The sequence below is a fragment of the Bradyrhizobium erythrophlei genome, assembly GCF_900129425.1.
Lineage (GTDB): Bacteria > Pseudomonadota > Alphaproteobacteria > Rhizobiales > Xanthobacteraceae > Bradyrhizobium > Bradyrhizobium erythrophlei_C.
Map to the genome: position 1 here is coordinate 3,363,945 of NZ_LT670817.1, position 14,569 is coordinate 3,378,513.

At 61.9% G+C, this 14,569-nt stretch carries 13 protein-coding genes; 6 read left to right on the plus strand and 7 right to left on the minus strand.

Going from position 1 to position 14,569, the window contains the following annotated elements:
* Nucleotides 1-31: 31 nt before the first annotated feature.
* The 3 genes from B5527_RS15875 to lptF are packed head-to-tail and all read right to left on the minus strand — an operon-like array spanning nt 32 to nt 4,775.
* Nucleotides 32-2,455, minus strand: a complete 2,424-nt coding sequence (locus tag B5527_RS15875; protein ID WP_425305074.1) for an LPS-assembly protein LptD — start codon at nt 2,453-2,455, stop codon at nt 32-34.
* Nucleotides 2,456-2,511: 56 nt separating this feature from the next.
* A complete protein-coding gene (gene lptG / locus B5527_RS15880) occupies nt 2,512-3,609 on the minus strand; it encodes an LPS export ABC transporter permease LptG (RefSeq protein WP_079602341.1) in 1,098 nt (365 codons plus the stop codon).
* A complete protein-coding gene (gene lptF, locus B5527_RS15885) occupies nt 3,606-4,775 on the minus strand; it encodes an LPS export ABC transporter permease LptF (RefSeq protein WP_079607308.1) in 1,170 nt (389 codons plus the stop codon). Before lptF ends, lptG begins: the two co-directional genes overlap by 4 nt.
* A 351-nt stretch (nt 4,776-5,126) precedes the next feature.
* Between lptF and B5527_RS15890 the strand changes: the two genes are divergently transcribed.
* From B5527_RS15890 to B5527_RS15900, 3 genes are all read left to right on the plus strand, one after another.
* The gene (locus B5527_RS15890) at nt 5,127-6,629 is read left to right on the plus strand and encodes a leucyl aminopeptidase (protein ID WP_079602343.1); all 1,503 of its coding nucleotides are present in this window, start codon (nt 5,127-5,129) and stop codon (nt 6,627-6,629) included.
* Nucleotides 6,626-7,102 carry a DNA polymerase III subunit chi gene (locus tag B5527_RS15895; RefSeq protein ID WP_079602344.1) on the plus strand — a complete coding sequence of 159 codons (477 nt, stop codon included), beginning with the start codon at nt 6,626-6,628 and terminating at the stop codon, nt 7,100-7,102. Before B5527_RS15890 ends, B5527_RS15895 begins: the two co-directional genes overlap by 4 nt.
* Before the next feature lie 121 nt (nt 7,103-7,223).
* On the plus strand, nt 7,224-7,787 hold the full coding sequence (locus tag B5527_RS15900) for a hypothetical protein (protein ID WP_425305075.1): 564 nt from the start codon (nt 7,224-7,226) through the stop codon (nt 7,785-7,787).
* Nucleotides 7,788-7,816: 29 nt separating this feature from the next.
* Here the strand turns inward: B5527_RS15900 and B5527_RS15905 are convergent, their stop codons facing one another.
* The 3 genes from B5527_RS15905 to B5527_RS15915 all read right to left on the minus strand — a co-directional run bounded on the left by B5527_RS15905 (nt 7,817) and on the right by B5527_RS15915 (nt 10,445).
* Nucleotides 7,817-9,694, minus strand: coding sequence for an ABC-F family ATP-binding cassette domain-containing protein (locus B5527_RS15905; RefSeq protein ID WP_079602346.1), 1,878 nt, complete (start codon nt 9,692-9,694; stop codon nt 7,817-7,819).
* Between the two features lie 90 nt (nt 9,695-9,784).
* A complete protein-coding gene (locus B5527_RS15910) occupies nt 9,785-9,976 on the minus strand; it encodes a hypothetical protein (protein ID WP_079607310.1) in 192 nt (63 codons plus the stop codon).
* Between the two features lie 208 nt (nt 9,977-10,184).
* Entirely contained in the window at nt 10,185-10,445 is a 261-nt protein-coding gene (locus B5527_RS15915) for a sulfur globule protein precursor (RefSeq protein ID WP_079602347.1), read from the minus strand.
* Between the two features lie 274 nt (nt 10,446-10,719).
* Here B5527_RS15915 and ndk point away from each other — a divergent pair, with 274 nt between their 5' ends.
* The 3 genes from ndk to B5527_RS15930 all read left to right on the plus strand — a co-directional run bounded on the left by ndk (nt 10,720) and on the right by B5527_RS15930 (nt 13,017).
* Nucleotides 10,720-11,142, plus strand: a complete 423-nt coding sequence (gene ndk / locus B5527_RS15920) for a nucleoside-diphosphate kinase (RefSeq protein ID WP_079602349.1) — start codon at nt 10,720-10,722, stop codon at nt 11,140-11,142.
* Between the two features lie 72 nt (nt 11,143-11,214).
* Complete coding sequence (locus B5527_RS15925) at nt 11,215-12,048, plus strand: YjbE family putative metal transport protein (RefSeq protein WP_079602350.1); 834 nt, start codon at nt 11,215-11,217, stop codon at nt 12,046-12,048.
* Between the two features lie 138 nt (nt 12,049-12,186).
* Complete coding sequence (locus B5527_RS15930; RefSeq protein ID WP_079607311.1) at nt 12,187-13,017, plus strand: TerC family protein; 831 nt, start codon at nt 12,187-12,189, stop codon at nt 13,015-13,017.
* A gap of 37 nt (nt 13,018-13,054) precedes the next feature.
* On the opposite strand, the gene ppx is transcribed toward B5527_RS15930, so the two are convergent.
* Complete coding sequence (gene ppx / locus B5527_RS15935) at nt 13,055-14,557, minus strand: exopolyphosphatase (protein WP_079602352.1); 1,503 nt, start codon at nt 14,555-14,557, stop codon at nt 13,055-13,057.
* Nucleotides 14,558-14,569 lie beyond the last annotated feature (12 nt).

Sequence of the window (14,569 nt, forward strand, 5' to 3'; positions counted from 1 at the left end):
TTCTTCCTCCAGTAGCGAGTCGCCGCCGGGTTTATTGCGAAGCCGTGGTGGCAAGCGTCCGCAGGCCGATCTGCAGCATGTAAGCGTGCCCAAGAACCGCCGGCGAGGTGGTCGTGGCGTAGTTGAAGGAGGTGACGTAGTTGACGGCCAGCACGAAGCAGTCGTCGACATAGCCGGCGCCGATGACATATTGGTTGAGCTGGTTCGCTACCAGATCCCAACGGGCGGATCCGGTCACCACCCAGTTCGCCGCCACCTTGGCCGAAGCGCTGCCGAGAATACCTTCGCGGCGCGTCAAATATCCGATTTCCGGCTGAGCGGCGTAGTCGCCATACAACATGCTGACCGACCAGCGATCGAAGTTGGCGCGGGCTTCAGCCTCGAAGCGCTGGACGCTCCCGGTCGCCTGGTCGAGTCGCGCGCGTGTGCTGAAAGTATAGGTTCTGTTCGGCGAATAGGCGACGCTGGCGACGTAATCGGATTTCGGAGTCTGCAGACCGGAATCCAGCCCGGTATTGGTCATGTCGGCTACCGCGTAGGAATTCAGGCCGAACAGCTGATAGGACTGCCCGAACACCGCAGTAACGGAGCCGCCACGGTCGAATTGGGTGGTCGTCTGCACGCCAACATTGGCGCGGCCGCCGCCTTCGACGCGGTCATAGCCCGAGAATTTGTCGACACTGAACAGATTGCTGGTGTCGAAGGTCAGGCTCTGCGCGTCTTCATTGGGAAGCTTGCCGGCATAGGGTTCATTGGGACGAATGATCACCTGAGCGATCGGCTCTACCGTGGTGCTGCCCCAGGGCTGAACGTTGATGAAGGGATAGCGATATTCGAGGCCGATCGTGGGCATTACGCGCAGGGCTTGCGTGTTGCCAACGGGGAGAAAGTTCGCAACCCCCGGCTGGTTCGAGATATCGGCGTCGATCGCATCAGCGCGGATGCTGGCAAACGGCGTCCAGATTTCACCCCAGGAATCGGTGAACGATCGGCGCCAATCCGCTTCGCCCGTCAATCGCGCATAGGTGCCGGGCATGCCCCGAAGCAGGCAGTTCGCGGGCACGATACTCTTGGCCGTATCGGCTGAATTTGATGACACGCATGTGCCGTCGGCGGCGGCGACTGTCGTGATCGGATCGAAAACCGCGGTTTCGCGGTTCAGGTTGGTGAAGTTCGTCTTATAGCTGACCTCTCCGCCCAGGAACGAATAGTTGAGCACGTTCGAATAGTCGACGACCGGCGCAATGACGGGCACCTGAGACTGAAGGCCGGAAAGGCTGAGATAGTAGATCGCGCGTGCGTCGAAGTAGCTGCGATTGCCGACGCCGGTCAGATAGAGCTGGGAAACCGCTTCCGTCGGCAGGGTCAGGAACGATTGCACCGGATCCTTGTACTGGGCCAGCCTGTAGTCATACAGCATCATAAAGTCGGTGAGCGCGACGCCTTCCCAACCCCAAACCCATTTATCGTTCAGCGTGAAATCGCCCTTGGTTTCGACGCCGCCGCGGAAGGTGCGGTCTCCGGGCTGACCGGCAAAGGCTCCGGGGTCGAGTTGGTCGATGCCATAGGCGCGGATTTGATACGATCCATTGATCAGGCGCTGGCGGAATTCACCCTGAAACAGCACGCCCTGCCTGGTCGTGAAGCGCGGGTTGAAGGTCGCGTCGTAGTCGGGAGCGATCGCCCAATAGAACGGGGTTTCAACGCCGAATCCATAGGTCGAAACCGTGGTGTAGCTCGGCATCAAGAACCCTGTCTTGCGCTTCACGGTCGGATCGGGCGTCGAAAAATACGGCAGATAGGCCATCGGAACGCCGAAGAACTCGAGCTGCGCGTTCTCGAAGTACAGCATCTTCTCGGTCTGGTCGTGAATGATGCGCGCGCCCTTGACCTGCCACAATGGCGGCTTCTTCGGATCGTCCCTGCAGGGGGCGCAGGCGGTGTAGACGCCATTTTCGAAGACCGTGTAGTTGCCGGTGGAGCGCTCCGCGCGCGTCGCCGCCATTCGCGTCTGGTCCGCGGTATCGACGCGCAGCGAATCGACGAACCCGTCGCGGTAGTCGTCGCTCAAATCCATGATGTCGGCGTAGGTAATCTTGCCGTCCGCATCGGTCATGCGAATGTTGCCTTCGGCATGAAGCCGCTTGGTCTTCTGATCGTAGATGACCTTGTCGGCCTCGACGCTGGTGCCGTTGTAAAACATCTGCACGTTGCCGACCGCCGAGACCCGCGAATTGTTGTAGTCGTAATCGACCTCGACGGCCTGGACGAGCATCTGTCCGTCGTTGGCAGCGCGCGGCGGTTTCGGCCGGGGCGGGATCGGATTGTAGGTAAATCCCTGCGCTGAGGCGGGGGGCGTTGTCGCAACGCCGAGCGCGGCGGCGAACATGAACGCGAAAACCAGGGCAAGGACGGGGCGGCCAACGGCAGTCAAGCGGGCCCGATAACGGCGCATGCAAATGCGCCGCCCGAACGCAGGCGACCTCCACTGGCGGGCGGCGACTACGGCCACTACCCGTCCTCCTGGTACAGCAAGGCCAAAAAGCCGGTGAGGCCACCCACGCATACGGGCAACCACGCCGAAGCGATCGGATGCATCAACTCTGCCTTGCTCAAATCTTCAGTTACTTTCGACAGAACGTAGAGCAGAAAGCCTGCACCCACGCCACTCAAAACCATCTTCTGCACGCCGCCGAAACGGAAGAAGCGCAGGCTGACGGCGGCCGCCAGCATGACCATTGCGGCCAATAAAAACGGCTGTGCGATGAGCTTGTGGTACTGCAAGCGGTAGCCGGCGGTCGCGAAGCCGGAGCTTTCCGAGGACCGGATATAGCTCGGGAGTTGCCAAAAAGACACAGTCTCCGGCGTGGAGAAACTGTTGCGGACCTGGGCGGGCGTCAGGCTGGTCGGGAGGTACCAACTGTCCTGGTCGACCGGAGGTCCGTCGAGGGAGTATCGGCGCAGCGATTTGAACGCCCAGCGCCCATCCTCAAGGGTCGCCTCGCGTGCTTCGATCCGCTCCTTGAACTGATAGCTGGTATCGAATCGGAACAACGTCAGGCCGGTCAACCGTATGCCCTGCTGCTCGCTTCGGGCCGCGTTGATGATGACCTGGCCATCGCTGTTCACCTGATTGATCCAGAAGCCGGATGCGTCCTGTATGCCGCCGCCCGGCGCGGAGCCGAACAGCTCCGCTTCCATCCGCTTGGAGAGTTCGCTCAAATTGGCGGACATCGGATTGTAGACGGTCGTTGCCAGGATGCCGAGCACGATCGCGCTTACCAGCGCCGGCGCGATGAACTGCCACGCGGATACGCCGGCGGCGCGCGCGACCACGAGCTCCAGTCGCCGCGACAGTGCCAGATAGCAGGTCATCGCCCCGATCAGAATGCAAAACGGCATCATCTTTTCGAGCAGCTGCGGCACGCGGAACAGCGACGTCTCCGCCACCGTGATGGCCGATACCGAAACCAGCCCCGACGTCTTCCTGACCATTTCGATGTAGTCGACCAGCACCAGCAGGACGAAGATGCTGGCGAAAACGCCCAGCGCCGAGACCACAAAGCGGCCGGCAAAATATCGCCCAAGCGTGTTGGTCACCATGCTCATGCCGTGACGGGCCGCCCAAAAAGTCGCAAAAGACGCGCGTTCGATCTGTTGATGGTTTCCATCAGTCCAGCCGGTGGTTCTATCACGACGCCGCCGATGATGATCCAGAGGCTTGCCCCGATGGCCGTCGCCAGCATCAGGTACTGAATGATCGGAGCGAGCGGCGATTTCATCGCCATGACCGAGCAGGCAAACCCCGCCATGCGCAGTCCGAACACCGCGAGGATGGAACCGCCGATCGAGAAATTACGGCTCTGACGCGTGGTGCGCGGCGCGCCGAGAAAGGCAAAGGTCAGCGCTGCAAAGGCAAACGGGTAGATTGGCGCCATGAACCGGTCATGCAATTCGGCGCGAAACTGTCCGGGCAGCTGCATGTAGACCGGATCGTCCGGTGGCGGCGAGAGCAATTCCCAGAGGTAGCGCTCGCGAATACCCAACGCGACGTCGTGGCCCTGATTCGAGAATTTCGACATATCGAATCCATATCGGCCGAACGCGACCAGCGCCGGATCGTGCTTGCCGACTTCGAAGCGCTCGAGGTTTCCGTCCTCGAGGATCAGAAACGAGCCATCCCCGTTCTTCACGACCGTTCCATGGTCGGCGACAATGCTGACACGTTCCTTTGGATCGCGCCGGTCATCGATAAAGATGCCGACCAGCAGCCCGCCCGGTTGCCGCTCCCGAATCCGGATGGTCAGGTTCTGATCGAGCTGGGCGAATCGGCCGGGCTGGAGAATGTTGGTCAGCACATCCGCGGTGATTTCGGCATCCCATTGCTTCAGACGGCGCATGCCGTCGGGGGCCAGATAGGCAGCGATAAAGGCAACCAGGATCGCCACCACCAGCGTGGCATAGAGAAACGGGCGGAACAGCCGGAGCGGCGAGAGGCCGGCGGCGTTCATGACGATGATCTCTGAGTCGGTGGCGAGCTTGTTGAGGGTGTGCGAGATCGCGATCATCAGCGCGATCGGCGAGATGACCAGCACCAGCGCCGGAATCACCAGACTGGTGACGCCGAGAAAGGTGATGATCGTCTGACCCTGGCTGGTCATCAGGTCGATGCCGCGCAACGCCTGCGTAATCCAGATCACCCCTGTGAGGCTAATCAGAACCAGCGCAAACGACGCCAGCGTCGTTCGAAAAATATACTTGTCGATCGACCCCATCGCTACCGCACGATCCCCGCCCCCCACGACCCGGAACTGCAGCCAGCGACCCATCCTGAAATCAGGATCCCCTTGGGTCGTGCTGCGGTCCGTCCAGGCCGCTCACTCTCTCAGTACCATCCCTTTGATCCGTCAACAAAATGGCTGAGCCATGGCACCCTTAGGATAGGGTTAATAATTCATCCGATGTGGCCCTTTTGGCACGCTAATGCTTGGCAGCGCAGCGGCTGACAGGCCATAGTACCCGGGAACGTGCTCTTGACGGAGGTGAGCTACCGCCGAAGAGAACATTCCGAAACCGCCCGGCGGGTTCCCGACCAGCGACAGCCCTGATTTTTGGAGGATTTGCCTATGCCCGACGCCGTCAAGGTCGGCTTCGTCCCGTTTTCCACCGCCCCGGGCGCCATTTTGGTGGTGTTCTGCGACGACACGTTGAAGTTCGGCGCGGCGACCCGCAAAGCGCTGGGCGCCGCGGCCAACATCGTCAAACGGGCGGCGGAAACCTACCAGTTCAAGGGCAAGAGCGGGTCCACGCTCGATATTCTGGAGCCCGAGGGTCTAAAGGCCTCGCGGCTGATCGTGGTCGGTGCCGGCAAGCTCTCGGCGATCAAGGACAACGATTTTTTCAAGCTTGGTGGCGTAGTGGCCGGCAAACTGCGTGCGGGCAACAATGCCGTGACCATCATCGCGGAATTACCCGACGGAGCTATCAAGCCCGATCAGGCGGCCGCGGTCGCGTCGGGGTTGCGGCTGCGCGCCTACAAGTTCGACCGTTACAAGACCAAAAAGAAGGACGGCGAGGACGCCGCACTGCGGGCCGATATTTCGCTCGCCGTCGATGATGTGACCGCTGTGCGAAAGGCCTTCGCCCCTGACGCTCACATCGTCGATGGCGTCATCACCGCGCGCGACCTCGTCAACGAGCCACCTAATGTGCTGTTTCCGGTGGAGTTTGCCCGCCGGGCCGCCCAACTGCGAAAGCTCGGCGTTGCCGTGGAGATTCTCGACGTCAAGGCCATGACGAAGCTCGGAATGGGCGCGCTGCTCGGTGTCGCCCAGGGATCGACGCAGCCCGGCCGCACCGTGATCATGCGCTGGAATGGCGGCAAGCGGGGCGAGCAGCCGGTTGCCTTTGTCGGCAAGGGCGTCTGTTTCGATACCGGCGGCATTTCCATCAAGGGTGCCGCCAGCATGGAGGACATGAAAGGCGACATGGGCGGCGCCGCCTGCGTCGTTGGGCTGATGCAGGCGCTGGCCGCGCGGAAGGCCAAAGCCAATGTGGTCGGCGCCATCGGCATTGTCGAGAACATGCCCGACGGCAACGCGCAACGCCCGGGCGATATCGTGACGTCAATGTCGGGGCAGACTATCGAGATCATCAACACCGACGCCGAGGGAAGGTTGGTGCTGGCCGACGTGCTCTGGTACGTGGCGAAGAAGTTCAAGCCGAAATTCATGGTCGATCTGGCGACGCTGACCGGCGCGATCATGGTGGCGCTCGGCACCGAATACGCCGGAATGTTTTCCAACAACGACGAATTGGCCGAACGGCTGACCAAGGTCGGGCTCGCGACGGGCGAGCGGGTCTGGCGCATGCCGCTCGGGCCGGAATACGACAAGCAGATCGACTCGCAGTTCGCGGACATGAAGAACACCGGGACCCGCAACGGCGGATCGATCACCGCCGCGCAGTTCCTGCAGCGCTTCGTCGACGACACGCCGTGGGCGCATCTCGATATCGCGGGAACGGCGATGGGCGCCCCGAAAACCGAAATCAATCAAAGCTGGGGTTCGGGCTTTGGCGTTCGCCTGCTGGAGCGGCTGGTCGCGGAGTATTACGAAGCCAAGCGATGACGGAAGTCCTTTTCTACCATCTGCAAAACATGGCGCTCGAAAACGTCTTGCCGCCGTTGCTTGAGAAATCGCTGGAGCGTGGCTGGCGGGTCGTGGTGCAGTCGACGTCGCAAGAGCGCGTCGACGCGCTCGATGCGCATTTGTGGACCTATCGCGACGATTCGTTTTTACCGCACGCCACTTGGCGCGCTGGCGACGTGTCACGCGCGGGCGCCGGCGATGCGCAGGACCAGCCGATCGTGCTGGCGGTGGAAGAGGGGAACCCGAACCGGGCCAATGTCAGGTTTCTGATCGACAATGCGGCCTTGCCGGCGGATTCGGACGCCTATGATCGGATGGTTCTGGTCTTTAATGGTGACGACGGCGAGGCGCTCGCGGCAGCCCGGGTCGCCTGGACCGACTGCAAGGCGCGGGGCTTCGAGGTCACCTATTGGCAGGCCGACGAGCGCGGCCGGTGGCAGCGACGGGAATAGCGATATCGGGCAATTAATGATAATCTGAAGTTTCGGCCGGCGAACTGTGCATAGTCACGGTCGTGCCGCAAAGTGATGGTGGGACAAGCGCTTAAGCGACCGGGTGGGAACCTAGTTCATCGTGCGAGACAAATACTCTCATCGAAAGCGACTGCTGGCGCTGCTGCTGTTCGCCCCTCTCGTCGCGGGCTGCTCGGGCGCGTCCGACATGTTTTCGTCGGATCTGCTGTCGAAGGATGCGGAATGGTTTTCGCGTCCCGGCAGGCTGTTCATCAGAAACATTGAAGCGCCGCCTCTCTCGCCCAACAAGCCGGTCACAGCCGAGGATTTGGTTACCGCGGAGGGCTATTGCGCGGGAATGGCGCCTCCCGGCAATCCCACAGATGCCAACGCCCTGACCGAGGGCGCCGCGGCCGCCCCCGTCGTCCCCTCGACCACCGGAACGGTGGCGCTGGGTCATACCGAATGCGACGTCGTGCGCGGCATCGGCGCGCCCGCCAGCGTCAATCTCTCCAACAACGGGCGCGGCGATCGGGTGGCGGTCGTCACCTATCTGCAGGGGCAGCGCGCCGGAATCTATACCTTCACCGCGGGACGCCTGACATCGATCGAGCGCGGACCTGAACCGGTGGAGCAGCCGAAGACGGCAAAGTCCAAGGCGAAGAAGAAGCCGGCCGCGACCTGAACGTTGCTCCGCGGTCTTGGTAAAATGCCTCAGCCGGTCGCTTCGTCATATTGCGAACTCGCCGCCAGCCATTCTTCCTCGGCGCGCAGCAGGGCGCTCGCTGCACCGGCCCGCGCCTTGCTGAGCTGGGCGGCCTGCTTCGGATCGCGCTTGAACAAGTCCGGCAGCGCCAGCGCGGTATCGATCTTGGCGATGATGCCGTTGATGCGCGCGATCTCGGCCTCGGCGTCTGAAATCTTCTGTTTCAGCGGTACGCGCTTTTCAGCCTTGTTGCGCTGAGGCTTGTCGCGGCCGTTGCCGCGTTCATCGCCGCCGCGATCGCGCGAATTGGTGCGCATGCCGCGCGCCGACAATACCATGCGCCGGTAATCGTCGAGGTCGCCGTCATAGGTCGTGACCGCATGATTGGCCACCACCCATAATTGATCGGCGCAGGCCTCGATCAGATAGCGATCATGCGAGACCATGATGACTGCGCCGGGAAATTCATTGATCGCCTCCGCAAGCGCGGCACGGCTGTCGATGTCCAGATGGTTGGTCGGCTCGTCGAGGATGATCATGTTGGGGCCGAAGAAAGTCGCAAGTCCCAGCAGCAGCCGGGCTTTTTCGCCACCCGACAGGCTCTTGACGAGGGTATCGCCGGCCTTGCCCGAGAAGCCGATCGCGCCGGTGCGCCCGCGCACCTTGGTTTCCGGGGCATCCGGCATCAGCTTGCGAACGTGATCGTAGGGCGAACCGTCGAGGTTGAGCTCATCGACCTGGTGCTGCGCGAAATATCCCACCGAGAGTTTCTCGGCACGGGTGACGTGACCGGAGAACGGCGGCAGTTTGTTGGCAAGCAGCTTTACCAGCGTCGACTTGCCGTTGCCGTTGGAGCCGAGCAAGGCGATGCGGTCGTCGGTGTCGATGCGCAAGGTGACGCGATTGAGCACGGGCTTTTTCGGATCGTAGCCGACCGAGACATCATCGACCGCGATGATCGGCGGCGACAGCATCTTTTCCGGGACGGGAAATGAAATTTCGCGCACATCCTGCGTCACCAGCGCGGTGATGGGCTTCATCCTTTCCAGCATCTTGACGCGAGACTGGGCTTGGCGGGCTTTGGAGGCCTTGGCCTTGAAGCGATCGACGAAGGCTTGCAGGCGTTTGCGCTCGTCGGCCTGCCGTTTTGCGTGCTTGGCATCGAGCATTTCGCGCGTGGCGCGCTGTTCTTCGAACGACGAGTAGGTCCCCTTATAGAGCGTCAACTTGTGGCGATCGAGGTGCAGGATCTGATCGACCGAGGTGTCGAGCAGGTCGCGATCATGGCTGATGACGATCACGGTGCGAGGATAATTTGCCAGATGATCTTCAAGCCACAGGGTGCCTTCGAGGTCGAGATAGTTGGTGGGCTCGTCCAGCAGCAGAAGATCGGGAGCCGCGAACAGCGTGGCGGCGAGCGCAACGCGCATCCGCCAGCCGCCGGAAAACTCCGAACAGGACCGCGCCTGATCGGCGGTGGAAAATCCGAGGCCGCTGAGGATCGCCGCGGCGCGGGCAGGGGCCGAATGGGCGTCGATGTCGACCAGCCTGGTCTGAATTTCCGCGATCCGGTGGGGATCATGGGCGGTCTCGGCTTCCCGCAGCAGGGCATCGCGCTCGAGGTCCGCCTTGAGCACAACTTCGATCAGGCTTTCCGGCCCGTCGGGTGCTTCCTGCGCCAGGCTTCCGATGCGCCAGCGTGGCGGAATGGCAATGGTGCCGGACTCGGTCGGCAGTTCACCGCGGATCGCGCCAAACAGCGTCGATTTGCCGACGCCGTTGCGGCCGACAAAGCCGACGCGTGCCCCCGGCACGATCTGTACCGAGCTATTGTCGATCAGAAGCCGTCCGGCAATCCGGACCGATATGTCGGTGATTGAAAGCATGCGGGGTTGTCACCGGAGCCGCCGCCAAACGCAACCCCGTTTGTGAACGAAATATCGCCTCCGCGATCACATATGCTGAAATACAGCCAGCTAATTCGCCGACCTCAGACGATCCTCGCCGTCGCGTTTGCGCAATTCATCCATCAGATGCTGGAGATGGGATGAAAGGCCCGAAGATACGGGACGAAGGTCCTTTTGCAGCCTTTCGCCCACGGCATCGCAGATCGACCGACTGGTCTTGCGATCGATTTCTTCGCTGTTGTCGGTGATTCGGCAGTTCATGACCTCGTTTCCGTTCCGCTTTATGTCCATTCAAGATGATGCCGGACCAAGTCGCAGGCACTGGAATTGTTTCCCGATTGGGACCGATTGCATGGCTTTCTAGTAAAGATTGCATGAATTTTGGGGGCGGTTCCACGGGATCGCCGTCAGATATAAGCCCCGGCACGACGGGGCCGGGGCTTTCGAGGCAGGGATCGGACGATTCAGATCAATAGCAGCGGTTGATCAGGCGCCAACGGGGTCCCCAAGGCGTCGGGACCAATCGGCGCACATAGCAGCCGCCGTAGCCATAGCCATAATAGGCCGGCCCGCCGACAAAGAAGCGGGGACCGCCCCAGCCGCCATGCCATCCACCGTGCCAGCCATGACCGCCATAGTGACCGCCGAAGGCGGAGGCTGAGGTCGGCGCCAGCGCGGTCGTGCCCAGCGAGGCCGCGGCAACCGCGATGAGCGAGAGTTTGCGTAACATGGTCTTCTCCTTTGAGGTTCGACGCCGTCGGCGCCACCGGTGAGGTTGGGCTCCTAATGCCCTGAACTCGGGGGCCGCTCGGTCGATCAAAACCTAGGCTCAAGAAACTGAACGAAGCCCGGACGGTCGTTTCAGGAAGGGTTCATGTTTGTGAAATTGCTGTAATTCCTGATATCAGTCGGCAGCGGACGCATTCCGTCGGATCGCTTGCCGTTCGCCGGCTGCGCCGATATAAGCGCCGCAACTCCCATCAGCGCTTCTCGAGGAAGAAATCATGGCGATTGAACGCACCTTTTCGATTATCAAGCCCGACGCCACCGCGCGCAATCTGACGGGCGCGATCAATGCCCTGATCGAAAAGGCCGGACTGCGGATCGTCGCCCAGAAGCGCATTCGCATGACGCGCGAGCAGGCCGAAACCTTCTACGCCGTGCACAAGGCACGCCCGTTCTTCGGCGAGCTGGTGGACTTCATGATTTCGGCTCCGGTGGTGGTCCAGGTTCTCGAAGGCGAGAACGCCGTGCTCAAGCACCGCGACGTCATGGGTGCGACCGATCCTTCCAAGGCGGCCGAGGGCACGATCCGCAAACTGCACGCCAAGTCGATCGGCGAAAACTCGGTGCATGGTTCCGATGCCCCGGAGACCGCGGCCATCGAGATCGCCCAGTTTTTCTCGGGCAACGAAATCGTCGGTTGATTGGCGCCGGCGTCGGCGCGCAATTTGGTCGATGATGCAGCGGGGAGGCCGCTTGCGCCAAAGGGGTAGGCTGTGAACTGGCTGCTGCAGGTCGTTGATCCCGCAAATACCGACGCGTTTTTCACGCAATTTCAGGCCGACATGCAGACGCCGGCGTTTTGGCTCGCGGTCGGCAAGATCATCTGGATCAACGTGTTGTTGTCCGGCGACAATGCGCTGGTGATTGCGCTTGCGTGCCGGGGACTGCACCCCAGGCAGCGGCTGTGGGGCATGATCATCGGCGCCGGCATCGCGGTGATCCTGTTGATCGTGTTCACCGGTATCGTCGCGACGTTGATGGTTTTGCCGTATCTGAAGTTGGCCGGCGGCCTCGCACTGCTGGCCATCGCTGCAAAGCTTCTGGTACCGGAAGATGAAGGCGACGACGTCACTGCGGGCACGAGTCTCTGGCACGCCGTTCGAATTGTCGTGATCGCAGATATCGTCATGAGTCTGGACAACGTCATTGCAGTCGCCGCTGCCGCGAACGGTCAGCTTCCGCTGTTGATCCTGGGCCTGGCTATCAGCATTCCCATGATCATTGCCGGCGCGGCATTGATCATGATGATACTCGACCGGATGCCAATTCTCGTTTGGCTGGGCGCGGCGTTGCTGGGCTGGATCGGAGGCGGCGTGATCGCGACCGATCCCGCCATTGGCCCGCGGCTGCACCAGTTGCTCGCCGGCGACGTCAGTCTGAATATCGACACCACTTCATCGCTATTCGGGTTTGCAGAGCATCTCCGGTTCGACGGCGAGATCGACGAATTTGTGCTCGCATTGTTTGGCGCGGCCATTGTGCTCATCGTCGGATCGATGTGGAGGCGCCGCAAGTTGCAAGAGACGGAAACGCCTGCGGCGGTATGAGACGGCACGTCGGGCCGTTCAAGGCCCGACGCGCTAATCTCCCACATGACTGCCTTCCAGATTCGCGACAAATAGCCGCCAGACGCCCCCGCTGTTTTGCGATAGCGAGGGGGAGTACAGCCGCTCGTGGAGGTCGGATTGAACTGGCTCTCGGAATTTTTCAATCCTTCCGCGATCAGCGCTGTATTCACGCAATTCAACGCTGAAATCCATCACCCGCAATTCTGGGTGGCCTTCGCTAAAATCATCTGGATCAATGTGCTGTTGTCCGGCGACAACGCGCTGGTGGTCGCGCTGGCGTGTCGTCGACTGGAACAGCGCCAGCGGCTGTGGGGCATGATTCTAGGCTCGGCTGCGGCGGTAGTATTGCGCATCATCTTTACCGCTGTTGTCGCGACGGTGATGGCACTGCCGTACCTCAAGCTCGCCGGCGGACTGGCGCTGATCGTGATTGCCGCAAAACTGCTGGTGCCCGAAAGCAGGGACGAGGACGGCGTCAAGTCAGCGTCGCATCTGTGGGCCGCGGTACAAATCGTGGTGGTCGCGGATATCGTCATGAGTCTTGACAACGTGATTGCGGTCGCCGCCGCCGCCAATGGCAGCATTTCGCTGCTGATCCTCGGACTAGCAAGCAGCATTCCATTGATCGTCGCCGGGGCGGCGCTGCTCATGGCGCTGCTCGATCGTCTGCCGGTTCTGGTATGGGCCGGCGCGGCCCTGCTGGGCTGGATCGCCGGCGACGTCATCGCGACCGATCCAGCGGTTCATCCGAGGCTGCAGAGTCTTTTGGATGGTTCGGTCGGCGTGGAACTCGACGCGTTGCTGGCGTTATTGGGAGTGGCACCGCTTTTTGTCGGCGGCGAAGGGGCGGGGGAAGTTGCTTGCGCCGTGTTGGGCGCTATCGTTGTACTGGTGGTGGGGTGGATCTGGCGAAGGCGCAGTCTCCAACGCATCGAACAGGGGATATAACGGCGCCGCTGCGTTAGCCAATCTTCAGGCGGCGGTCTCAGCGCCTCACGATCGATCCAGATCGCCCGACCAGCCGCGCCAGCTGCTTGAAACGGCTGCCGACGCGATCGGCGACGAGGTCGACCATTCGGTGCTCGAACACCAGCATCAGCTTGCGGCCCTGGCTTCGGAAGTGGGTTGCCGGCAATACGCCGGGCCGCGCCGCCGATATCAGATGGGCGACGCGAAAGGCCGCGCCGAGCAGGCGGGCACGCTCGACCATGGCCGGCGGCACCAACTCCCGAATGATCGCCGGCGGTTCATTTTGTTCGCCCAGGCCGGCATAGCGGTAGAACACCGACAGCGCGACAAACGCCCGGCCTTGATGGCTGATGCAGCCGAAATTTCCATTGGTGATGAGATTGAGCGTCTGCTCGCCGCGGTAATCCGGATGTACCCGCCATCCGATGTCGGACAGCAGGCAAGCGGCATGGCGCAGACGGCGATCTTCGTCGGTCTCCCGCAACTTGACGACCCGTGCCAGACGATCGGTCCATTCGATCAGTTCTTCGGCATGGCGCGCCGACCGCGACAACAACTCGTTCAGCTCCTGCGCGGCGCAGATCAGGCCGTCCTTGGAGCGTTCGTTCTGCGGCAGCATCTCGTAGAGCAGGCCCTCGCGCACCCCGAAGGTCGAAAAGACGATGGTCTTCGGTTTGGCGACCCGGATGATGTATTCGAGAACGAGCGCCGCATAGGTCAACAGCGGCCGTCGTGCGTCGGCGACGACTTCGATGTTGGCCAGCATGTTCGCCGAGGCCAGACGGCGCAGGCGCCGGGCGAAATCGAGCGCTTGCGGCGCCGATATCGAATAGCCGTGCATCACCCGCAGCGGATAACCGCTCTGGACGATATGGATGCGCGCCAGCGCCCGCCACGTTCCGCCGACCGCGTAAAACGCCCGGCCGCCGCCGGCCTTGAGCTGGGCCACGTCGGAAAGTTCGGTTTTGACGATACGTTCGGCGCGTTTCAGCGATTTGTGCGATAAATCCTGTAACGCCAGACTTCCAAGCGGCAGCGTCACCCCGCTGTGAACGCGGTTGCCTCGCACGTCGATCAGTTCCAGCGAACCGCCACCGAGATCGCCGACAATGCCGTCCGGCTTGTGAATGCCTGACACAACGCCGAGCGCCGACAATTTCGCTTCGCGCGGACCGGACAGGATTTCGATCGGGACGCCGCAGATGCTTTCGGCCTTGGCGATGAAGTCGGGGCCGTTGGTGGCGTCGCGGCAGGCAGCGGTGGCGATCGCGTGCACGCGGCCGACTTTCATCACCCGGCACAGCGCACGAAAGCGCCTTAGCGACGTCAGGGCCTTGGCGACGGCGTCCGGCGCCAGCAGCCCGGTGGTCTGGACCTCGCGGCCGAGGCCGCACAGGGCCTTCTCGTTGAAAATCGTGACGAGGCTGCGCGCCATCGATTCATAGACGACGAGACGCACCGAATTCGAGCCGATGTCGATGACCGCGACGCTGGGTGCGCGCTTGCGCGGTCGCTTCACCGGAAAGACCCC